We start from the raw sequence: 21,647 nt of genomic DNA, 5'->3' as shown, positions 1-21,647 counted from the left end.
TAAATGGCCGACGTCAGCCTCGAGGTGCTCACCGGAAAACTGAACCCGCTCGGCTATGAAACCTTCATGCAGGCCTTCCGCCTGGCGCAGGGAGCCGGCAATCGCAATCTGGAGCTGGCACATTGGCTCCAGACGGTCCTTCAATCGGATCGCAGCGACCTCGCCCTTACGGTTGCGCACTTCAAGCTCGATGGCGGAAGGCTGGCGACCGATCTGAGCGCGGTCACCGCGGGCTTCGCCATGAACAAGACCGAACTGCCGGGCTTCTCCGATGATATCTTCGACGCGCTGAGTCAGGGCTGGAACTACGCGACGCTGATGTTCGGCGAGACCCAGGTCAGGACCGGCCATATCCTCACCGCCATCTTGAAGGACGCCCGCCTCGCCCGGACGCTTCACGGCCTGTCGAAGCAGTTCCGCATGATCGATGCCGAACACCTGACCAACGAGCATCGCAAGATCTGGCAGCAGTCGGTGGAAGAAAACATGCGTCCCGTGGACGGCTCGGGTCCGGTCGCCAAGGGTGCCGGCGGAGAGGCCGGCACCACGGCCAAGGGCACGACCGCGCTCGACCGCTTCGCCATCGACCTGACGCAGCGCGCCGAGAGCGGCGAAATGGATCCGATCGTCGGCCGCGACGAGGAAATCCGCCAGGTCATCGACGTGCTCATGCGCCGCCGGCAGAACAATCCCATCCTCACCGGCGAGGCGGGGGTCGGCAAGACGGCCGTGGTGGAAGGCTTCGCCCAGCGCATCGCGGCCGGTGACGTGCCGCCGCCGCTCAAGGGCAGCAGGCTCTATGCGCTCGATGTCGGCCTGATGCAGGCCGGGGCCTCGATGAAGGGCGAATTCGAGCAGCGCCTTCGCTCGGTGATCGATCAGGTGCAGGCTGCGACGACGCCGACCATATTGTTCATCGACGAGGCCCATACGCTCATCGGCGCCGGGGGCGCGGCCGGGACGGGCGATGCCGCCAATCTTCTGAAGCCGGCGCTGGCTCGCGGCACGCTGAGGACCATCGCCGCCACGACCTGGTCGGAATACCGCCAGCATATCGAGAAGGATCCGGCCCTGACCCGCCGCTTCCAGTCGATCAATGTCGGGGAGCCCTCGGTCGCCCAGTGCTGCAACATGATGCGCGGCCTGCTGGCGCCGATGGAGAAGCATCACGGCGTTCATATCTCCGAGGACGCCGTCGTCGCCGCCGTGAAGCTGTCGAGCCGCTATATCCCCTCCCGGCAGCTGCCGGACAAGGCCGTCAGCCTGCTTGATACGGCGGCGGCGCGCGTCGCGGTATCACAGAGTTCGACGCCCGCGGCCGTCGAGGACGCCCGCGTGGCCATTGCCGCCAGCGAGCGCGAATTGCAGGCCCTGGAACGCGAGCGCGATGTCGGCAATGCCGACGAGAAGCGCATCGGAGCCGTGAAGGACGAGATTGCGCAGGCAAAGACACGGCTCGAGGCGATCGAGAAGGAGTGGGGGGACGAGAAGGCCCTTGTCGAGAAACTCATGGCGGCGCGCAGCGGGATCGCCGATGGCGGTCCGGAGGCAGACACGGCCCGGGAGGAACTCGCGCGCATCATCGGCGAACTGGCCGCGATCGATCCCGAAAAGCGGATGGTCTATCCCTATGTCGACGAGCAGTCGGTGGCTTCCGTGGTCTCGGACTGGACCGGCATTCCGGTCGGACGGATGGTCAAGGACGAAGTGCAGACCATCCTGGACCTTCCCGATATCCTGGCCAGGCGGGTGATCGGCCAGGACCATGGCCTGGAGATGATCGCAAGGCGCATCCAGACGAACCGGGCCAGGCTGGACAATCCCGACAAGCCCATCGGCGTCTTCATGCTGGCGGGCCCGTCCGGCGTCGGCAAGACGGAAACCGCGCTGGCGTTGGCGGAAGCCCTCTACGGCGGCGAGCAGAACATGATGACCATCAACATGTCCGAGTTCCAGGAGGCGCACACGGTATCCACGCTCAAGGGTGCGCCGCCCGGCTATGTCGGCTATGGCGAGGGCGGTCGCCTCACCGAGGCGGTGCGTCGCCGACCCTACAGCGTGGTGCTGCTCGACGAAGTCGAGAAGGCCCACCCCGATGTCCACGAGATCTTCTTCCAGGTCTTCGACAAGGGGGTGATGGAGGACGGCTCGGGTCGCAGGATCGACTTCAGGAATACACTGATCATCCTCACGACCAACGCCGGCACGGAGATGATCATGGATGCCGCGGCCCGCGGCGCGGAGAAGCCGGATCCCGAGCAACTCGCGGGAGACCTGAAGCCGTACCTCCTCCAGGTCTTCCCGCCGGCGCTCCTGGGCCGCATCGTCACGATCCCCTACTATCCGCTGTCGGGGAATATGCTGGGCGCCATCGTGCGGCTGCAGCTGGACCGTATCGGTAAGCGAATCCGCGACAATCACGGTGCGCAGTTCAGCTATGACGATGCCGTGGTGGAGAAGATCGTTTCCCTCTGCAACGATCCCGACTCGGGTGGACGAATGGTTGATAACATCGTCACCAATACGCTGCTGCCGGCATTGTCCCAGCAGATCCTGGGCAAGGCGATCGCCGGAAAGGAGATCCAGGAAGCGCGCGTGGGTATCGAGGACGACAAGTTCACATATGGAGTGAGTTGAAGCGGAAGGGAGGCAGGCGTGTTGACCCTCCATGGTTGCATTTTACCTCCCGGCGCAACCGAGTTGTTCGTCGGTCTTGAGTGACATATGGTTTCCCGGCTCAGCCATTACACGGATGCGACCTTCTGATGGCCCTTCAATCCAGCCTCTTTCGCGGCGACCCTCAGTTGGAGGCAGCGGCGCAGCTGGATTCCGCGCATGTGACTCCGGGCTCCCGCGGCCCCCATGTCGGCAAGATCCAGCGGGCGCTGATCGAACTCGAAGGTGCGAGGCTGACGCCTGACGAAGCCTATGGCCCGGCGACCGCGGCGGCGGTCCTGTCCTACAAGCAGAAGCGCAGCATCATCAATCCGGCCTATCAGACCCAAGCCGACAATATCGTCGGCAAGCTGACCATCGCGAGCCTGGATCGCGAAATGTTCGCGAGGGAAAACGTCCCTCCTCCCTTTCCTCCGCAGCCTCCCCCTCCTCCTCCCGAGCCGCCGGGGCCTGTTCCGCATCTCAATCTCAGCTTCGCGATGACCGATCCGTCGATCTACGTGACGATCGAAGGATCGGTCACGACCGGGACGGCACCGGCCCGAAAGGCGATAGATCCCGGCACGTTCCTGAGGCCTGGCAAGACGGCGTGGCTGGATCTCTCGCCGGTGACGGGAAAGACGGCGCGGTTCAAGGTCGAGAAGAAGGGATCGATCTTCTGGGTCATCGTGTTCGTGCCGGACGGGACGGCCATTTCCCACGTCCTTCACGTCTTCTTCCACCCGACACCGGTGCAGGTCTATCCTGACAAGAAGGGCCTCCCGCCCGTTCCTCACGTCATCGCAGACGATAAGACCTATGTCGGTTGGGGGAACGACTGGCGGGACCTTGCGCAAAGATACCTGAACGTCATGGCGCCCCAGCTCGGGGCGGCGAAGAAAATTCCGCTGCTCATTCCCATGATGCGGAACGCAGCCGCCCAAAGCTCCAATGCGTCCAACGACGTCTTCGCTGACCGTCCGCTGGAAACGCTCTATGAGATCATAAAGCTCGCACGGGAGAAGATGATGAACCTGCCGGCGGACGCCCCGGCACTTCCCCTGTCCATGCAGCACGTCAATATCGGAACGTCGAGCTTCAGCTCGGGCATTGCCTACCACGCTCATCTCTTCGATGCCATCCGGGGGCACGGCAGCTATCTCGAGGCGATCGACCTCGACAGCACATACATCACTATCGCGCACCCGGACATCTCCCAGGTGAAGGGAGGGCCGACGATCAAGAGGCATACCCAGCGCAACGGTCTTCCAAGCCTGCCGAATGCAGTCCATTTTCCGCCCCCGCGCTGGGACGCGAAGTCACCCATGGCACCCAGCGGCGTCGAAAAGATAGATTCGCCTCCTTCCACGGGTCGCGTTCATCATCTGATTGCCGAATACACCTTCTTCGGCGCCATTCAGAACAGCCTTCTCCCCACCCGCTGAAGCCTGCCCCCAGCGGATCCGCTTCACGCCCGGATAACGTGCATTCCGCTACTTGGTCGACGGTTCGGTTGGCGGCTTGCGGAGACGAGGGCCGCGCTGCTTCCATCGAATATCCGTGCGCGGCCCGTCACGTATCCCATCTTTGAGGGATGCACGGTGAGGCTTCTCAAGCATATCATCAAGTATTGACAGCGAGTTGGAGCAAAATTAGGCCAAAGCCGAACTATTTTCGCTTCCACTTCCTATCCAGGCAGGTATCGGCGCTTTCCGGGGAGCGCTTCCAAGGCAACCACACCGCGGGTGCCGATCCCGCTTGAACCCGGATTATTTCCGGATCGACGAAACAGGCAAACGAAGACTGGTTGACGGCAGTTCACGTTGCTGGATGTGGTCATCTCACATCCGGACCGGCCCCGACGCCGGTTCAGCGATGTCGGCCTTGCGTGTCATGGACCAGAACAGCCAGCAGGAAGGACCACAACATGCCTTTGACATCCCCTCGCTTCAAGAATGAACATGCGTTGCAACGTATCGAGGCGGGCCAGGACATCTTGAAGCGCGGGGCGTCCGGCCGCCACGTCCATCTGGTGCAGATGGCATTGATCGACCTTGGCTTTGCCATGCCGATCTCGACGGCAAGCAGCGATTACAGCCCCGATGGGGTGTACGGATTCGAGACCGAGTCCGTGGTAACCCAGTTCCAGCGCCGCAATCCGCCGCTGGCCGTCGACGGGCAGCTGGGCCAGAACACCATCCGGGAAATCGATCGCAAGATCGGCGGTTTCACCCATCGCGTTCGCCTTCATTTCCGCTCGCTGGCCCTGAGCGACGTTTCCTTCGACCAGATGCTTTCGAGCGCCCAGACCGTCTATGCCCAATACGGCATCGAGGTCTTCTTTGCCTCTGGCGAATCCCTGGGATTACCCCCCGACGAAGAGGCTCGCTTCAACGTGGTCGGCCAGAATTGCACCTGGACGATGGATTCCGGGGAGTTTGCGGCTCTTCACGCGCTGGGAACACCAGTGCCGACCAGCGACGTCAAGGTTTTCATCGTCAATAAGTTCCAGGAGGCGGATGTGCTGGGCTGCGGCGGCCACGCCACCGGGAAGCCGGCCTGCGCCGTCACGCATGACTGCTCGCGATGGGACATGGCGCATGAGGTCGGCCACGTGCTCCTGACGAGCACCTTTTCCCCGGTCCACTCTGGCAGCCCCCGCAACCTGATGTTCGCGAACTCCAGCAATGGTCCAACGCCGCTGGCGCTGACCGAAAAGCAACTGGCCAGGATGAGAAGCTCGCCGCTTTGCCGGGCTGTGTGAATGCAGCGCAGCCGGCGAGCAGTCGCGCATGACCGGCCGGGCGCAACGGCCCCGTGCCCTCTCCCGCCCCTTGCCAAGATCCCGGAAAATGACAGGATGGCGAAGAGCGTGAACTGGACGCCTCCGGACTATGAGACGTTCTCCGGCAAGGCGACATCATCGGGCATGGCATCGTAATGACGCCTGTGCCCGCTCCGGACTGGAACGATATCGCCGCCCCGAAGGACGGACAGGCAGGTACCAATGGGACAACCCGCTTCGCGCATGGGCGACATGCATCTTTGCCCGCAGGTGACGGTGCTGGTGCCGCATGTGGGCGGCCCGATCGTGATGGGCTCCATGAATGTCTTGACCGGCGGACAGCCGCAGGCGCGCGTCACGGATCTCTGTATTTGCGTCGGGCCCCCGGATGCCATCGCACTGGGGTCCACCACAGTCTATGTGAATGGCCTGATGGCGGCACGTATCGGCGATCTGACCATCCATGGCGGCACGATCGTGGGAATGTGCCCGACCGTACTGATCGGCGGATGACGGCGGTTTTCTCCGGATGGACAGGTTGTTCCGGAAGACTGCTTCAAGGGGAACCCATCTCGCCGCGCACTATTGGTCGCGCAGCTTCAGGAAGCCCACCGCCGTCGTCACATCGCGCGAGCCCGTGATCTCCTTCAGGAAAGGCGCGATGAAATCCTCGGCCTCGAAGGCATCCTGCGAATTGATGCTGATGAGCGGCCTTGGCGAGGCGACCGCAAAGACCAGCATCGGGTAGAAGGGCGGCCGGCTTTCGCCTTCGACCTTCGCCGGCGCGAAAAGACTGAGACCGGCTTCGATCTCCCCTGTCTTCATCGTGATGCACGACGCGCAAAGGCGATTGATGTTCTGCACGCCTCCTTTGTGATCCATCACGAACAGGTAGATGTTGCGCTCGCCGCCTCCGGTGACCGTGACGGTGAGCGGATCGCCGAGCGCACCGGTATCGGCATCGCCGCCACGAATCTCCGGCTTGCTCAAGACAATGTTGAGCGGTGCCGCACCGGAGACCGACATGCGCCGCAGCGAGCCTACGAATTCGCACTGCTGGGTGGAAACGGGATCGAGCGTCACCGATGGCGCGAACCCGGCCTTCTGCCGGAACGCATCGGTGAAACTCCGGCTCGCTTCCGCCGTGCCGAGTGCCGTGATGGCCGCGGACGTGGCCGTCACATTGTCCGCCATGGCAGCAAAGCAATTATCCGCGCCGAAGCTGGTGACGAAGTCCTTCATAACCGTCGTGGAAGGCGGCAGGACAGGCGGCAGGATGGGATTGGGAAGGGCGGCCTGCTGACTGGCGGAGCCACCCTGCGACTTGAGCTGCGTGACACCGGGGGAAACGCCCTGCGCCGCGGTTTCCGATGGCTTGATACCCGTCTGCTCGGGTATCGGTGGTTCGGCCTTCGCAACCAGCTTGCCGCCGCCAGAGATCTTCGCTCCCGCGCCTTGCGGCGAGCCGGCACCCAGCGGCGGTGCCTGGGGTTCCACCTTCGTTGCCTGCTCCTCATTGCCGGGGAGCTTGGATCCGGTCGTCTGCGGTGTGCCGCCGCCCGGTGGAGGCGATGTCTGCGGTTCGATCTTCGACGCCTGCCGGGCATCAGTGGCCGGCTTTGGCCCCGCCGTCTGCGGCGTGGCACCACCCGGCGGAGGCGATGTCTGCGGCTCGACTTTCGGCAACGGCCTGTCGTCCCCGGGCGGCTTCGGGCCTACGGCCTGCCCGGAATCGCCGGCAGGAGGGGTCGGCGTCTGGAGCTCGACTTTCGCCTGCCTGTCGTCAATCGTCGGCTTCGGCTCGGTGGCCTGGGACGTAGCGCCACCTGGCGGGGACGACGCCTGCGGCTCGGTCCTCGACGTCGGCGTTTCGCCGCCGGCCGGCTTCGGCCCGGTAGCCTGCTCGGAACCCCTGCCTGACGGCGGCGTCTGCGAATCGGCCGCCGGTGCCTTGCCGCCGTTCGAAGGCATGTCCCGCTGAGTGTATATCCAGCCGCCGAGCGCACCGAGACCCATGACCGAAACGACGGCGATGGCGAAAACACCGTTGCGCAGCGCATTGGAGGGTCTCGGCAGCGTGGTCTCGGCCACCTTGGAGACGACGGCCTTTGGCTTTTCCGCCTTGGACCGTGGCCCCGGCTGCACATCCGGCCAATCGCGGATGGCCGCCATATCCGCCGGCCGCTTGGCCGGATCGGGCAGCAGCATTGCCGAGAGGACGGGATGGAACTGTTTCGGCACGCCGGTGAGATCGGGCACGCTGCGACGCTTCTCGATCACGTCGACCTGCGAGCCGCCCATGTCGAGCGGCCGTCCGCGCATGGCGCCCGCCATCACCAGGGCAAGGCTATAGATGTCCGACTTGGGAGTGACCTCACCGCCATAGAGGCCAAGCTGTTCCGGCGATACGAAGTTGTATTTGCCGGCGAAGCTGCCGCCCAGAAGCGTCTCGCCGCCGACATTGGCGGAACGGGCGATGCCGAAGTCGATGATCTTGGCATTCTGGACCAGGCCGCCCGGCAGGATGACGTTGTCCGGCGAGATATCCCGGTGAATCACACCCGCCAGATGGGCCCTGTGCAGGCCATCGGCAAGCCGGCGCAGCAATGGCATGAATTCCGACGCGGCGAGCGCGGCGTTTCTTATATGCGCCGCGAGCGAAGGCCCGTCGACATACTCCATCGCCAGATAGGGCCGAGACAGGGTCGGGTCGATCGAGAACACATAGTAACGGACGATGGCCTCGTGATTGAGGTGATTGAGGATGCGGGCTTCCTTGCGGAACAGGTTGAGGATCGTCTCGTCCTGCGCGAACTCGGGCAGAACGATCTTGATCGCCACCGGATCGCCGGTCTGGATGTTGTGGCCCTTGAACACCTCCCCCATGCCGCCGACGCCGAGGAGTGAATCGATGCAGTAGGTCTGGTTCAGCTCGGTGCCGATGCTCACGGCCGAGCCGCGCACCGCGATGCGGGTCCTGTCGTCGTTCACATCCGGCTCCCGTCAGCGGCTGTCATCGCATCACGACCGTTGTCGCTTCCCTGGCGACGACGTTGACGACGACAACGGAGATGTTGTCCTTGCCCCCCCGCGCCAGGGCGAGCTCGAGAAGTTCATGGCTCGCCCGACTGGCGCTCAGTCCGCTGCTTCTCGCGAGGATTTCGTCATCGTTCACATGGCCGGTCAAGCCATCGCTGCACAGGACGAAGCGATCGCCGGATCTTACCACACCCGCGGCGTGCTCCAGCCGAAAATCGTCGATGGCGCCCACCGCCCGGGTGATCACGTTCCGGCGCGGCCAGCTCGCCGCTTCCTCCGGAGTGAGCACTCCACGGTCCAGCAACTCCTGGACCTCTGTATGATCATGGGAAAGCTGCTCCATGCGGCCATCCCGCACGAGATAGCAGCGGGAATCACCAGCCCAGAGGCAGCAGTAATTTGCATCCTGGATCAGGAGAGCCGCGACGGTCGAGCCGACGATGCGATGGGCCTGACCGCCGGACCTGGCCAGGAGATCTGCGTTGACGGCGTCGATACCGTCCCGGAAGGCCTCGGTCAGTTCCATGAGCGAACCCGTCCTGCGCATATCCTGCGCCGCCTTGGCGATCATCGCGCTGGCGACATTGCCGTCGCGATGCCCTCCCATGCCATCGGCCACCAGCCAGATGCCGCGCTCGTCATCGGCAAAGATGCTGTCCTCGTTGTGATGGCGTACCCGGCCGGGATGGGTGAGGGCGGCGGTTTCGAACGTGAGACCGTGGCGGAGCACCCGCGGTTCCATCATGCCAACTCCCCTGTCATGAGGAATGCCAGGAATTGAGCGGTGGGCTTGCCGTCGACGACCACGAGCCTCGCCTCGTGCTCACCGCCCCCGCCATTCGTCCACCAATAGCTTCGCCCGCCGTGGAGGGCTTCCCCGTCGGCCATGTCGAGCGAACGGAAGGCCTCGGAGACCGGCATGCCGCCATCAGGCCATACGAGGAGACCGCTGTCTCGCTGGGGCGGCGGCAGGCGCGCCGCGGCGGGTGGGAAGGGGAGCTGCGTCAGCAATTCGGAGGGCTCCCGCTCGAAGTGATCGTCCAGCATGTGCAGCAGGAAGCGCTCGCAGCCCTCATGCCACTGGTCCAGGCCGCGCGACGGGGGCGGTTCGAGATACATGTCCGGCGGCTCGCACGCGCAGATCGTCAGCGGAAAGTAGCGCCCGACCCCGTCGACGGAGGCCATCAAGGCCCCAGTCACGGCATTGCCGAAAATTCGGCGCCCGCACCAGAAACGCCAGATGGGAAAGCCGAGGAATATTTCCTGCCAGCGCTCCCCCAGCGAATGACGGCTGGCCGCGACCGCAGCCTGCAGCCAGGCTTCCCACTGGTCCAGGAAGGGCCGCTGCATGTTGTACGATACGAAGTCGCGCTTGGAGGGCAGTTTTCCGAACATGGCGCATGGTGTCATCATGTCGCTACAGATCCGAGGGGCAGGCGAATTTGAGCTGCGAGAGAATCGTGAAGGGATTGTCGAGCGTGTCGAAGGTCAGTTGGTAGGTGACCTCCCGGCCGCTGACCACGAAGCGTGCCGTCGCCTTGTTGCCAGACTGGCGGATGGCACCCTCCTTGAGGAGGCGATACAGGGCCCAGGCGCCGGTGAAGCGGAGCGCGGGCGTGGCGCCGTCGCTTTCCGGCATGGTGATCGAGGCGGTGCCGTCCGGCGAACTTCCCGGCCATTCGAAATCACCGCGCGAGACGACGCCGAAGGGACTCTCCAGCTTGGTGCCATTCACCTCGAACGTCACGGACGCCGTCTTCTGGCTCATCGTCTGCGCCAGGAGCGCGAATTTCACATTGGGCGCGCTGCCCTGGCCGCCGAAGAACGCCTCCTTGATGCGGGCGGCATTCTGGAACTGGTGCAATGACTGCGACGAAAGCGCCTGGCTGAACTTGGAGTTCTGCTTCCAGTCCCAGACGGCGCCCGAGGTATCGACCAGCCCCGCCAGCTTCTCGCGGTAGAACGTGTCGAAGATGCCGTTCGGCCCGAAGAGGCGGCCGAACTCCCCCATCGGCACTTCCTGCTTGCTGTTCGGCGAGAAGGGGTACTTGTTGTTGGTGATGTTGAGGCATTCGCGGGTCACCGAGCCGTTCAGGTCGCCCTTCAGGTCGGCCACCTTCTCCCCGATGATCTTCTGCTCGAACTCCGCCATGGCGTCCTTGAACATGGTATCGAAGGGCGTTTCGAGCCGTGACGAACTCGTGGCGATCGAGCCCAGGAACGTCTGCATGTTCTGCCGCGCCTGCACCGCCCTTTCGAAATCCTGTTCGTCGATCAGGCTCTGATAGAGGCCCTTCAACTGCTCCACGAGCAGGTCGATCTGGTTCTTGTCGCCCTTCTTGTCGGCAAGTTCGTGATAGCGGCGGAAATGTTCCTGGATGATGGCGCCCGGCACGAAGGGTGCGTCCACATTGCCGCCGCGCCCGGTGGACTTCTTGGCGGCGTCGAGGCCGATCGCCGCCATGTCGCCGAGCTTGCCCGCGGCCTTGGTAGCGGCCTTTCCTGCCGCGTCCATGAGCTTGCCAGCCACGTCGTTGCCCGATGACGGCCTGGCTTCCGTCAGCTTGGTCTCCGACGAGATCGACTCCAGCAGCAGCTTGATCGGCGATGCCGCACCGGTGGCGGCGCGCAGCGTCGCATAGGTCGGCTTGTCGGCTGCGAAACTGTTGAGCTTCAGCCGTCCGAGAGCCGCCGTCCAGGCCTTGATGAATTCCTGGTCGTAGATGCGGAAGAGATCGGGGCCGAGATTGGCGTATTGCTCGTCGAGGGCCTGGGTGCTCCCTGCCTCTCCCAGCACCCAGCGCTCGTTCTGCAGCAGCGACATCACCGCTTTCATCTTGTCGAGGAAGAGCGTGTAGAAGCCGTCGTAGGTGAACAGCGCCTGGATGCCGACACTCTCGACGGGGGTGCCGTCATTGGTGCCGAAGACCACCGCTGCGTCCGGACCGGCGTGGCCCGCAACGGTCCAATCCTTCACACTCTGGTCATGCGCTGTCGATCTGATGATCGCAAAGGCGCGCTCGGCCAGCGACAGCCGGGTCAGCGCGATCTGGCTCGATTTGACCAGATCGCCATCGAGAGCGATCGGGCGCGGGGGTACGCTCTCGATGTTGAGCATGGCGTCGAGATGCCGGCTCAGGCTGTCGCGGGCGGCCTTGTTGGGCTCACCGGGATAGAGGCTTTCCCAATCGCCCTGCATCCACCCCTCGATCAGGGCGGTATCGACCGGGATATTGGGGTCGCCGCCGAGCATCATGTAGACCTTGAGGGGCTCGTAGAGCTGTTCGGGCTTGTCCTGCAGATCGGCGAGGCGCTTTTCGAGATGGAAGAGGATGCGCGGGCGCAACAGCCGGTCCAGGCCGTCGCGGTAGGCCGCGACGCTCGCCGTTCCGATGCGCTTGTGCTGCCCGAGGCCCAATGTCTCGCTCGTCGGCGGATCGGTATCTACCTTGTCGTAGCCCCACGGAAAGCCGCGCAGCTTGTCCAGCGGCCCGATGATCCGCGCGAAATCGGCATCGTTGACGGGATCCTCGCTGAGCAGCGAAGCCGTGTCGCTCGCATAGGTGGCCGAAGCGGCATCCGTCCGCTCGGCCAGGGTCCTGTTGGAATAGAAGCTGGTGAACCACCCCGCGAGCGCCGCAAGCGTGAGGCCGGCCACGAGTACATAGCCCGACGTCTGCAGGAGAAGCTTGCGGCGCACCGCGGCCGCATTGGTGGAAACCCAGCCGGCCTCCCCGAACACCACCTTGGTCAGCAGATGTTCCAGGAAGAAGCTCTTGGCGCGCCCGGAATAGGCAATGCTGGCGCCGGCCTGCAGGCCGAGGTCCCGGGACAGCGAGCCCAGCAGCTGGTCGATCGGCGTCCCCTCCTGGGTGCCGGATGTGAAGTAGAAGCCACGGAGCGCGGCACTGGTCTGGTAGCGTGTCGGCTCGAATATCTGGTTGAGGAAGCGGGTAATCGTAGGCTTGAGGGTGGCGAGCTGGGACGGCAGGCCCGTGAGGCGCACGCGCGACACCGGATCGGCTTCGTCCTGCAGGCGGTCCGGCAGTTCCGCGGTAAGCCTGGAGATCAGGAGATCGATCTCCGGCCCAACGTCTCCGACGCGATTTTCCTTCTTGTTCCTGGTCTGGAAAGTCGCGCCCCAGACGGCCTTGCGTTCCTCAGGGTCCAGATTGCCGAAATATTCCATGAAGCCGGCGATGAGGTCGGCCTTGGTGAAGATGACGTAGACGGGAAAATCGACCTGAAGCCGGTTGTTGAGCTCGGCGAGGCGCTTGCGGATCGCCACCGCATGGGCCCCGAGTTCCGCCTCCTTCATGGCCAGCATGTCGCCGATGCTGATGGCGACCAGCACGCCGTTGATGGGCTGCCGTTCCCGATGGCGCTTCAGGAGATCGAGAAAGGCGAGCCAGCTCTTGCGATCCGACTCCGTATCGGAATCCTGCGTGGTGTAGCGGCCGGCGGTGTCGATGAAGACGGCGTCCTCCGTGAACCACCAGTCGCAGTAGCGCGTGCCGCCGCTGCCCGCGATCGGCCCGGCGTGAGCAGCCAGCGGGAACTTCAGGCCGCAATTCATGAGCGCGGTCGTCTTTCCCGCGCCGGGTGGCCCGACGATCAGATACCAGGGTAGTTCATAGAGGAAGTCGCCCTTGGCCTGCCGCGAGCCCTTGAGCGTCAGCAGGGCGTCCCGCATCTTGTCGGCGAGCACGACGGCGTCGGAACCGTCGTCCTCCGGCTCCTGCACGGCGATGTTCTCGGCGAGCGCCCGGGCGGATTGCCCGTGCTTGTAGATACGATAGGCGAGCCAGCCGAAATAGATCGCGAGGACCAGCCCCATCAGCGCAAGCCGCAGCCAGGGATTGTCGAAGGGCTCGATGCCAGCGACGGCGACGAGCGGCAGCACGAACCAGATCACGGCGCACAGCGCGATTACGGCCAGGATGCTGACGATGAGGATGATCCAGCGCTTCATCACATGTCCTCGCGCGGGATGAACACTTCGACACGCCGGTTCCTCGCCCTGCCCTCGGCCGTATTGCTCAGATCGATCGGAGCCGTGTCGGCGAGCCCCGATGTGGTCAGGCGCTGCGGATCGGATACGCTGGTGACGAGGATCTTCTCGACAGCCTGGGCACGCTGCTCGGAAAGCTGCTGGTTGTCCTTGTACCGCACGGTGGCGCGAACGGGCGTGCTGTCGGTATGGCCGACGATGCGGATCTGGCCAGGTTCCTTGTCCAGCGCGGCGGCGATATGCCCGATGACCGGAACGGCGTCGTCCCGCACCGTGGTGCTGCCTTTGTCGAACAGGGAATCGTTCAGCAGTCGTACGACGATATCCTTGCCCGAATAGTCCGCGGACGCCTTCTTGGCGGCGATATCGTCCTTCAGGCGCTCGCGGATGCGTTCGAGCTGGGTCGTGACCTTTATCGGGGGTGGCGGCGGTGGTGGCGCAGGGACGGTGCGGTAGAGATGAATGTCGCCCGTCGGGTGCAGCGCCAGCAACTCCGCGCTGGCCGTGTCGGACAGGTCGCCTAGCAGCCAGCGGAAGACCAGGAAGCAGAGCAGCAGCAGGCCGGCCGCGGTCGAAGTCACGGCCCAGAGCGGCACCGTCCGCCGCACATAGGCGGCAGCGATGTCCTGGCCTCGCCAGTGCGGCGAGATGTCGTCCGTGACACGTGCCTCGCGTGCGCGCAACGTCTCGTAGATATCCCGCCGGATCTGCTGATGCGGGACGTCGCCGCCCGCAACGCGGTACTTGCCTTCGAAGCCCAGCGACATGCAGGCATGCATGAGGCCGAGAAGATCATGGTTGATCTGCGGGTTCTGCCGCAGCTTGGCCAGTTCGTCGAAGAAGCCGACACCGCTGTCGCGCACCTGGAAATAGCGGCTCAGCATGCTGTACTGCGTCCAGAGGTTCCGGTCGGAGCTCGGCAGGTTCTGCACGATGTCGTCCGCGGTTGCGCAAAGGACATATTTGGCGGTGCGCACATGCGGCTCGGGAATGTTCTGCGCTTGGAGCGTGGCCTCGAACTTCTCGATTCCAAGCGCCACCGTGTTCATCATGGGCGCGACCTGGGGAACCTGCCGGGCGATGCGGATATTGCCGAGCAGAAGAAGCAGGGGCATGGCCGCTTCCAGGATCGGATTTGGACCGCCGGTCTGGTCGCTGGCGCCAAGCGAGCCGAGGTCGATGGCGGAAGGCCCCGGCGGCAAAGGCGCCTGCGGCTGCGGCGTGCCCAAAGGAGGATAGGGCGGCGGCGGGCTTCCGGAGCCGGCCGCGACTCGCGCGCCGCCCCAGATGTCCTGGGCAGGAGCCGGGCCTGGAGATGGCGTGCCGCCGCCGAAAGGCGCGGCGCGGCCGTCGCGGCGCCCGCCCGGATTCGGCTTGATGACCGTCTTCTCGGATTCCGGGTCAGACCCGAACGGGCCTTTGCCGCTCGTCATTTGCCCATATCCTACTTCGTATCTTCCTTCACGACCCAGAGATTGAGTTCAAGTCCGGGCCAGTCGCCTGAAAAGTGCATGCCGATACCGCTCGCCGTGCTGAATTCCGGCCATAGCGGCGACATGCGGTCGAGCGCGAAGTAGACATGGCTCGTGATCGCCCGGATCTGCGCCGGCGGCGTCGGCAGATGAATGAGCCCGATGCCCGGAAGGTGGGCATGCACGATTTCATTCATGCGCGTATTGGGGCCGACCTTGAACAGCGCCGGGAACTGCGTCTGCAATTCCGTGAGCGAGCGCTGCGCCGCCACTTCGAGCACGAAGGTCGAGGCCCGGAACAGGTTGCGGTCGGTGACGGTCGCGAGGAACGCGTTCGTGGCCTTCTCAACAATCTCAAGGCGGATTGCCCGGCTGATGTCGACGCTCAGGAAGCGCTGGATGTCCGCCAGGACGGGTGCGAAGGTGCCGCCCGGATTGTCGTGGTCATAGGCCGGATATTCATTGGCGCGCCGTTCCCTGGTAGAATAGGTGGCGAGTTCCCCGGCAAGGCGCAGCAGCTCGACATAGAGCCGTTCCGGATGCGTGTACTTGGAGCGCCGCATATGCCGCAATGCCGGAATTTCCCGGTTCAGCATCTGCAGGACGAAATAGTCCACGCTCTGCATGCTCGTACCCGAGCGCGGATCCGAAGCGAAGCGGGCCAGTTCGTCCAGCTTCGTTTCCACCCAGCCGATCACGCGATCCAGCCAGCCCGTGACGCTGGCATGCGCGGCGACCACCAGCACGGGGGGTGCGAAGCGTTCGTCGAAGACGATGGTCTTGTCGTTGACCTCGATGATCCGGGCGCACAGCATGTTGACGAAACCCGGCTTGGGGGTCTTGCGGATCTCGTAGCTGAAGCGCGGTACGGCGATGTCGATCTCTTCCTCGATCTGCAACGCGGAGGCCGCATCGACCAGGGTTTCGGAGCTGACCACGTAACGGCTGCCGCTTTCCGATTCCGGTTCATCCACCTCTCGGCCGTTGGGCTGCGCCATCGGCATGCTGAGCCAGACGAAAAGCCCGGCCGCGGCCTCCGGCACGGCGGCGGGCGGCGGCGACGGACAGTCACCCGGGAATCGGAACGGGGTTCCATCCGGCAGGATGCCCGCCGCGCGGCGCAAGCCGAACTTGCTCTGCTGCGCCAGGTCGCGGTCTATCTCGATCTCGCTGAAGCCCCAGGGATAGGGCGTGATCTGGCTGGTGCGGCTCTCGACCAGATGCTCGAGATAGCGATCGCCCTGCTGCAAGTGATGCGGCCGAAGGAACAAGCCCTCTGACCAAACGACTTTGCTATACCAGGACATTTATCAGCCGCCCGAAGAATTTGAATATGTGATTGCTAGGCCTGGCAACGCTGTCGCACGGCCTCGTCAAAAAAGCGATCGGCCGCTGCCCGAGCGAATTCTCACGGCTTATTATGAACTCTGCCATATGACCTGAGGAAGTCAAGCTGTTCACAGTTTTACATCCATCCCACTTTCGCACCTTAGAAGAGGCGACCGGCCATTTCCTCCCCCATTGTGAGGTAGACAGGCGCAAGCACTGCGGATACCAAGCTCTTTGGTCGCGTGGTACAGTCGATTGGTGCGCTTGAACCTGTTCCCTGGATGCAAGCTGTTGCGAAGGCTTGGCCTCGCCGTGTCTTTGTTCGGCTTGTTTCTTGGCCTGGACGATCCTGCCCGGGCGGCGTTCAGAGTGTGCAACCAGTCGGTGACCCTGTACAATGTGGCCATCGGTGCCGAAATCGACGAAAAGTTCACGACCGAAGGCTGGTGGACGCTGCCGGGAAACACCTGTGTCACGCCGATCAAGGATGATCTGGCCGCCCTCAAGCTCAGATATGTCTACATCTACGCGACCACTGCGACAGGCGACAGCGCGTTCGAAGGAAACTGGGACATGTGCGTCGACACCAAGCGGTTCAAGATCGAGAAGGTGCAGGACCAGCCCTGGGATTGTTGGGTGCGCGGCTTCGTCCAGGCCAAGTTCAAGGAGATCGACACCGGTAATACCGGTTCGTGGACGGTGTTCATTCGCGGCAGCACGCCCTAACTGACGGCATGCCCAGGCCATGGACGAGAAAACAGTCATAACTGGGCAGGCGTCCTCCGAACCTTCAAACGGCGCGAAGGATGCGACGCAGACCCCGCAGGCCGGAACGGGCCAGGAAGACAGCAACGCCACGATCATCGCGTCGGTGCGGCCGGCTGCGGCCCGCTCCCCCAGGAAGGCGGCGGGCAAGGCCCCCGAGCCCGCGGGAGCCGGCGGGAAGTCCGCCGAAAAGCCTCCGGCACCACCGCCTCGCCGCCCGGCGGGGGTCCTGGTCTACGCCGCCATGGTGGCGGCCCTCCTCTTCCTGGGCCTCGGCTCGGCGGTCACGACGATCTACCTGTTCTCGTCCGGCCGAGGCCAGCAACAGGCCGCGACGCCCGAGGACGACCTCCAGGCAAACCTCATCGCGGTCCAGGGCCAGGACAACGAGGCGGAAGACGAGGCGCTCATCAGGGCCGCGATCAAGCCGCGCATCATCGATTTGAGCGGTGATCCCGTGATCGTGCCTCAACTCGCCAGCGCGCCGCGCCAACTGATGAAGCTGGCCAGCGATCCGCAGCGCAAGGCAGCGGACAGCCTGGGCATCAAGAGCGACGTCTTCAGGCTGAAGGACGTACTTGACCTGCCGAGCCCTGAATCGCAGGTCGCGATCCTGGGCTCGCAGGAAGACATCGCCGTCGCACAGGATGCCCCGGCACAGACCTCCGCCAGCGGCGCGGACACCGGATCGGGACCGGACGACACGGAAGGCTCCTCCGTCGTCGGAGCTTCGAGCACGAGTTCAGGCGACAGGGTCGCCGATTTTGCCCAGACCGCGAAGTCGCAGATCAGCCTCCCGGAGGCTCTCAAGGGGCTTGGCCTCGACGCGCAGCAGGCCGCCGCCGCCGGGGAGGCATTCAACTCGTTCTATGGCCGCCCGAACCTGCAAGGGGACGACCGGTACGTTGTGCGCGCGGCCGCGATCGACGGGGATCCGAACCGGATGGAGCCGGTACAGGTGACGGTCTACAGCAAGACCGACCTCGTCGGCTCGATCGCCCTCAACGACGTCGGCACCTACGTGAAGTCCGAGGATCCGTGGTACCAGCGGGACCCCTTCGCGGCACCGTTGGCGCCGGCGCAGGTTGATCCGGAAGACCAGCCGCGCCTGCTCGACGCAATCTATGTCACGGCCCTTCGCAACAGGCTTCCGGCGCCCGTCATCGGCGAGGCGATCATGCTCCTGTCGCGGGCGCAGGATCTCGAACAGAAGGTCCAGGCCGGCGACACGATCACGATCCTCTACTCGCCCGTCGCCCGCGATTCGAAGCAGGGCCTGGGGCGCATCGTCTTCGTCAGCATCGGCCGCACGACCGGCAGTCTCGACTGCTACGTCATGCAATCGCAACCCGGCGCCCAATTCGAATGTGTGTCGTCCGCCGGGCAAGGCAGCGTGCCGGACGGCGGCATGGTCACCCCCGTCAACGGTGTGATCGTCGCCAGGTTCGGGCCTCAGGGCAGCACCGATACGACCGCTACCACCGCCTCGCCCATGAACTACGGCATCGACTGGACGGCGCCCGTCGGTTCGCCGGTGGTCGCGGCCTATGCGGGCCAGGTCACCGCAATCGGAAGCGAGGCCGGCCTCGGAACCGTGGTGCGGATGTCGCACGATGACGGCAAGACCTCGATGTACGGCTATCTCGCCCGCACGGCGTCGGGGCTGGCGGTCGGCAGCGCCGTCAAGGCTGGCCAGGTGATCGGCTATGTCGGAACGCCGCCCTCGAGCCGCGAGCCCCGCCTGCATTTCGAGGTCCGCCACAATGGCGTGCCGGTCGATCCGGTCGGGGACATCCAGGCGAATACCGGCACCAACAGCGCCGTGGACCAGTTCGTGAGCCGGATCATCTATATCGAGAGCGGCAACAAGTGTGGTGCCGCCAATCCGCTTTCGACGGCGGTGGGGCTAGGGCAGTTCATCGAATCCACCTGGATGACGACCATCCGGCTCCACCGTCCCGATCTCCTGGTCGGCCGCAGCCGCCAGGAGGTCCTGGCGATGCGCACCAACTGCGACCTGTCGCGGGCCATGACGACCGCGTTCACGCGCGACAATGCCGCCGTCGTCCGCCAGGCCGGTCATTCCGTGACGCCCGGAAACTTGTACCTGGCGCATTTTCTCGGCGTCGGCGGTGCGGTAAAAGTGCTCAACAGCCGCCAGGACCTCCAGATATCGGACGTCTTCGGCGCCGCGCATGTGCGCGCAAATCCGTTCGAACAGGGAAAGACCATCGGCTTCCTGGTATCGTGGGCCGCCAGGAAGATGGGCGCGGCGCCCTCCGGCGGCGGCGCGCCGCAGCCCCAGGACTCGGGGGGCACGGCGACAGCCGACAACAGCAACGAGCCTCTCGCCAAATTCGCCAGCGACCCCGCCTTCGCCATGCTCAAGACATCGGTGCTGGCGCTGCTGCAGTGATGTCCGGGCGCTGGGTGTACAGTTCCAGGCGAACCTGCCCGGACTCGCTTCGATTCAGGAATTCCTATTCCGAACCGATGCGCTCAGCTTGTCATATTGTTCGGCATAGAGATCGAGGAAGGCGCCGAGCATGCCATGCTCGCGCCGGCCGACCCTTGCGGCCCAGCGCTCGACATAGAGATCCCAGTACCGCCCCTTGCCGGACAGCAGCGATTTCTTCGCATCGGCTGCGTTCTTCACCGCATCGGGCGACAATTCATCGAAGAGTTCGGTCAGCGCCGCCTGCATCGAGGCCAGGAAGGCGACCTGGTGCATCTTGAGATCGCCGAAGGCTCCCTCCAATGCGGCCTTGCCGTCGAGATAGCCTCTGGTCCTGGGACCAAGCATCACCCGAAGGGCCTCCTCGGGCGTCGGCATGAATTTCAGCGGATTGTTGTCGTCGGCGCTGATCATCGTGCGATTGCCGCTGCGCGAAAGCGCCTTGGCCTCGGCCCGCGCGCGCAGCATCGCCATGACATGCAGGCAGGCGAGGTTCAGGAGCCGGCCGGCCTCCTCTGCCACGTCCCCGGCGTCGGCGCCCGCGAAGAGACCTTCGGGAATACCGGCGCCGGCGGCGAACCTGCGAACGAACTCGCGCGCTCCTTCCTCGGTGGCAGGCGGCAGCGCATTGGTCTCTTGTATCGGCGGCCTTTGACGCTCCACCAGCTCCTCCGCAGCAACGAAGGCCGGCGGAGCCTCAACGGCCGGCGGTTCCGCCCGGGATGGCCGGGCCGGCTGCTCGTCGTCGCCGCCCCAGACGCCGCCGGCCGGTATCGGCGAGGGAAAGGCGGGCATGGGCTTGCGTACAGGCTGCGGCTCCTCGAAAGGCGGCGGCACATAGGCTGCCTGGTGCAGGAAATCCGGAGCCTGGTCGGCCTGCCGCGCAGGAGGCAGCAGGTCGCTCGCATCGATGGGCGGCGGGGCTTCGCGCGGGCTGTCCCAGATATCCGAGCCGATCGGCGGCAGGCTCAGGCTCTGGACCTGCGGCGTCGAAGCCTGCTGCGAGGGGTGCGACGGAGCCGGCGCAAGCTTGACCGAAACGGCCAGCACATAGTCGCCGACCGACAGCCTGTCGCCATCGGCTAGGCGGTAGGGGCTCTGCAGGCGCTTGCTGCTGCCATTCAGGAAGGTGCCGTTCGTCGAGGTATCGGTCAGCCAATAGGCGCCGTCATAGAAACGGACCTCGCAATGCTTGCCGGAGATGACCCTGTTCCGGTCGGGCAATGTCCAATCGAGGTGCTGATCGCGCCCGAAGTCGAAACCGCGCTTGTCGATCGTGAACTCCAGAGGCCCGCCGTCGGGCAGGCGATCATAGTTCTCGATCCTGAGCGTCAGCATTGTCGTTGCGAAGTCCCATCACATCAAAATCAGACGAGCGAAAACCAATCAGGAACCGCCGCGGCGCAGCAGCGCCACCGCGTCGCCGACCAGCTCTTCCATCTTGCTACCCTGCTTCGGCAAGGGCACGCCTGCAACCAGAAGCGTGAGCCCTACATTCACGGCATGGCCCGTGAGATGCTGCGGGGGCGGAACAGGCTGTTCGGTGTTGGGCGAAAGATTGCCGCCGCTCCAGCCCGCCGCCAGCGCGGCCCAGGCCCAGGCCCCCTTGAGCGGGTCCTCCATCCCGCCGTCCAGGGCGGCCCGGCGCGTCTCCTCGACGGGCTTCTTCAGCCACTCCTCGACCAGTCGCGACAGCGCCGCGTCGGTCCCGCCCGGTTGCTGCGGCTGCTGGCGCAGCGCCTGGCACAGCCACTGGACGGCATCCCGGCGGGGCAGCACGAAGGCGCAGAACGCCATCGCCTGCCGGGTGCTGCCCTGCGCCATCAGACTGTCGACGAACGCGAACGGCTCAAGTTCGAGGTTGCATCCGGCAAACTCGCCACGGAGGTTCGGGAAGGCGTCGATCACTTGTCGGGCCGTCGAGAACCGAAGATGCTTCATCTCGTCTCCTTCGACCGCTCGAGCAAAATGCATTCAAACGGAAACATTTTTTGCTCTAACTCTTTGTTTAAACGTATTTTTGCAATTTCTATCGGTTTCGTCCAACCAAAAATGCTCCGGAATGTCTGCCCGGATTTCCGTTCTACTGAAAAACTGCACGTGAAATCATCACGTCTTTGGACCCCGCAGTGGGCG

The 21,647-nt window shown here is 64.4% G+C and carries 14 protein-coding genes; 6 read left to right on the top strand and 8 right to left on the bottom strand.

What is annotated here, in order from left to right; genetic code table 11:
- Positions 1-3 precede the first annotated feature (3 nt).
- From tssH to AC6H34_RS12035, 4 genes are all read left to right on the top strand, one after another.
- The gene (tssH, locus tag AC6H34_RS12050; protein ID WP_497538969.1) at positions 4-2,637 is read left to right on the top strand and encodes a type VI secretion system ATPase TssH; all 2,634 of its coding nucleotides are present in this window, start codon (positions 4-6) and stop codon (positions 2,635-2,637) included.
- Positions 2,638-2,765: 128 nt separating this feature from the next.
- Positions 2,766-4,100, top strand: a complete 1,335-nt coding sequence (locus AC6H34_RS12045) for a peptidoglycan-binding domain-containing protein (RefSeq protein WP_497538968.1) — start codon at positions 2,766-2,768, stop codon at positions 4,098-4,100.
- 482 nt (positions 4,101-4,582) lie between these two features.
- On the top strand, positions 4,583-5,419 hold the full coding sequence (locus AC6H34_RS12040; RefSeq protein ID WP_497538967.1) for a peptidoglycan-binding domain-containing protein: 837 nt from the start codon (positions 4,583-4,585) through the stop codon (positions 5,417-5,419).
- Between the two features lie 243 nt (positions 5,420-5,662).
- Positions 5,663-5,953, top strand: a complete 291-nt coding sequence (locus AC6H34_RS12035) for a PAAR domain-containing protein (protein WP_448149749.1) — start codon at positions 5,663-5,665, stop codon at positions 5,951-5,953.
- Between the two features lie 69 nt (positions 5,954-6,022).
- Here the strand turns inward: AC6H34_RS12035 and AC6H34_RS12030 are convergent, their stop codons facing one another.
- Genes AC6H34_RS12030 through tssK form a run of 6 tightly spaced genes read right to left on the bottom strand, consistent with a single transcriptional unit; the run spans position 6,023 to position 16,269 of the window.
- Entirely contained in the window at positions 6,023-8,431 is a 2,409-nt protein-coding gene (locus tag AC6H34_RS12030) for a serine/threonine-protein kinase (protein WP_497538966.1), read from the bottom strand.
- Positions 8,432-8,453: 22 nt separating this feature from the next.
- The gene (locus AC6H34_RS12025) at positions 8,454-9,224 is read right to left on the bottom strand and encodes a PP2C family protein-serine/threonine phosphatase (RefSeq protein ID WP_448149751.1); all 771 of its coding nucleotides are present in this window, start codon (positions 9,222-9,224) and stop codon (positions 8,454-8,456) included.
- The gene (tagF, locus tag AC6H34_RS12020; RefSeq protein ID WP_448149752.1) at positions 9,221-9,892 is read right to left on the bottom strand and encodes a type VI secretion system-associated protein TagF; all 672 of its coding nucleotides are present in this window, start codon (positions 9,890-9,892) and stop codon (positions 9,221-9,223) included. The genes AC6H34_RS12025 and tagF overlap by 4 nt, the downstream gene beginning before the upstream one ends.
- Positions 9,893-9,896: 4 nt before the next feature.
- The gene (tssM, locus tag AC6H34_RS12015; protein WP_497538965.1) at positions 9,897-13,451 is read right to left on the bottom strand and encodes a type VI secretion system membrane subunit TssM; all 3,555 of its coding nucleotides are present in this window, start codon (positions 13,449-13,451) and stop codon (positions 9,897-9,899) included.
- The gene (gene icmH, locus AC6H34_RS12010) at positions 13,451-14,923 is read right to left on the bottom strand and encodes a type IVB secretion system protein IcmH/DotU (protein WP_497538964.1); all 1,473 of its coding nucleotides are present in this window, start codon (positions 14,921-14,923) and stop codon (positions 13,451-13,453) included. The genes tssM and icmH overlap by 1 nt, the downstream gene beginning before the upstream one ends.
- A gap of 11 nt (positions 14,924-14,934) precedes the next feature.
- Complete coding sequence (gene tssK / locus AC6H34_RS12005) at positions 14,935-16,269, bottom strand: type VI secretion system baseplate subunit TssK (RefSeq protein ID WP_448149755.1); 1,335 nt, start codon at positions 16,267-16,269, stop codon at positions 14,935-14,937.
- Between the two features lie 313 nt (positions 16,270-16,582).
- Between tssK and AC6H34_RS12000 the strand changes: the two genes are divergently transcribed.
- Positions 16,583-17,017: a DUF1036 domain-containing protein gene (locus AC6H34_RS12000; protein WP_497538963.1), complete on the top strand. Its 435-nt coding sequence runs from the start codon at positions 16,583-16,585 to the stop codon at positions 17,015-17,017.
- Between the two features lie 19 nt (positions 17,018-17,036).
- Positions 17,037-19,472 (top strand): M23 family metallopeptidase, encoded by a 2,436-nt coding sequence (locus tag AC6H34_RS11995; protein WP_497538962.1) that lies wholly within the window; start codon positions 17,037-17,039, stop codon positions 19,470-19,472.
- 54 nt (positions 19,473-19,526) lie between these two features.
- Here AC6H34_RS11995 and tagH read toward each other — a convergent pair whose 3' ends face one another.
- Positions 19,527-20,849 carry a type VI secretion system-associated FHA domain protein TagH gene (gene tagH, locus AC6H34_RS11990; protein WP_448149758.1) on the bottom strand — a complete coding sequence of 441 codons (1,323 nt, stop codon included), beginning with the start codon at positions 20,847-20,849 and terminating at the stop codon, positions 19,527-19,529.
- A gap of 48 nt (positions 20,850-20,897) precedes the next feature.
- Positions 20,898-21,452: a DUF6931 family protein gene (locus AC6H34_RS11985; protein WP_497538961.1), complete on the bottom strand. Its 555-nt coding sequence runs from the start codon at positions 21,450-21,452 to the stop codon at positions 20,898-20,900.
- Between the last annotated feature and the right edge of the window lie 195 nt (positions 21,453-21,647).

It is taken from the genome of Labrys sp. ALF-8, assembly GCF_059699065.1.
Note: the sequence above shows the minus strand (reverse complement) of the source record. Positions and strands in the feature narration are given on the sequence as shown.

What these genes read in the sequence shown, in the direction of transcription:
- AC6H34_RS11985 (WP_497538961.1), bottom strand. Translation starts at nt 21,452, where the DNA reads ATGAAGCATCTTCGGTTCTCGACGGCCCGACAAGTGATCGACGCCTTC.
- tagH (WP_448149758.1), bottom strand. Translation starts at nt 20,849, where the DNA reads ATGCTGACGCTCAGGATCGAGAACTATGATCGCCTGCCCGACGGCGGG.
- tagF (WP_448149752.1), bottom strand. Translation starts at nt 9,892, where the DNA reads ATGATGACACCATGCGCCATGTTCGGAAAACTGCCCTCCAAGCGCGAC.
- icmH (WP_497538964.1), bottom strand. Translation starts at nt 14,923, where the DNA reads ATGACGAGCGGCAAAGGCCCGTTCGGGTCTGACCCGGAATCCGAGAAG.
- AC6H34_RS12035 (WP_448149749.1), top strand. Translation starts at nt 5,663, where the DNA reads ATGGGACAACCCGCTTCGCGCATGGGCGACATGCATCTTTGCCCGCAG.
- tssK (WP_448149755.1), bottom strand. Translation starts at nt 16,269, where the DNA reads ATGTCCTGGTATAGCAAAGTCGTTTGGTCAGAGGGCTTGTTCCTTCGG.
- AC6H34_RS12045 (WP_497538968.1), top strand. Translation starts at nt 2,766, where the DNA reads ATGGCCCTTCAATCCAGCCTCTTTCGCGGCGACCCTCAGTTGGAGGCA.
- AC6H34_RS12040 (WP_497538967.1), top strand. Translation starts at nt 4,583, where the DNA reads ATGCCTTTGACATCCCCTCGCTTCAAGAATGAACATGCGTTGCAACGT.
- AC6H34_RS11995 (WP_497538962.1), top strand. Translation starts at nt 17,037, where the DNA reads ATGGACGAGAAAACAGTCATAACTGGGCAGGCGTCCTCCGAACCTTCA.
- AC6H34_RS12025 (WP_448149751.1), bottom strand. Translation starts at nt 9,224, where the DNA reads ATGATGGAACCGCGGGTGCTCCGCCACGGTCTCACGTTCGAAACCGCC.
- tssM (WP_497538965.1), bottom strand. Translation starts at nt 13,451, where the DNA reads ATGAAGCGCTGGATCATCCTCATCGTCAGCATCCTGGCCGTAATCGCG.
- tssH (WP_497538969.1), top strand. Translation starts at nt 4, where the DNA reads ATGGCCGACGTCAGCCTCGAGGTGCTCACCGGAAAACTGAACCCGCTC.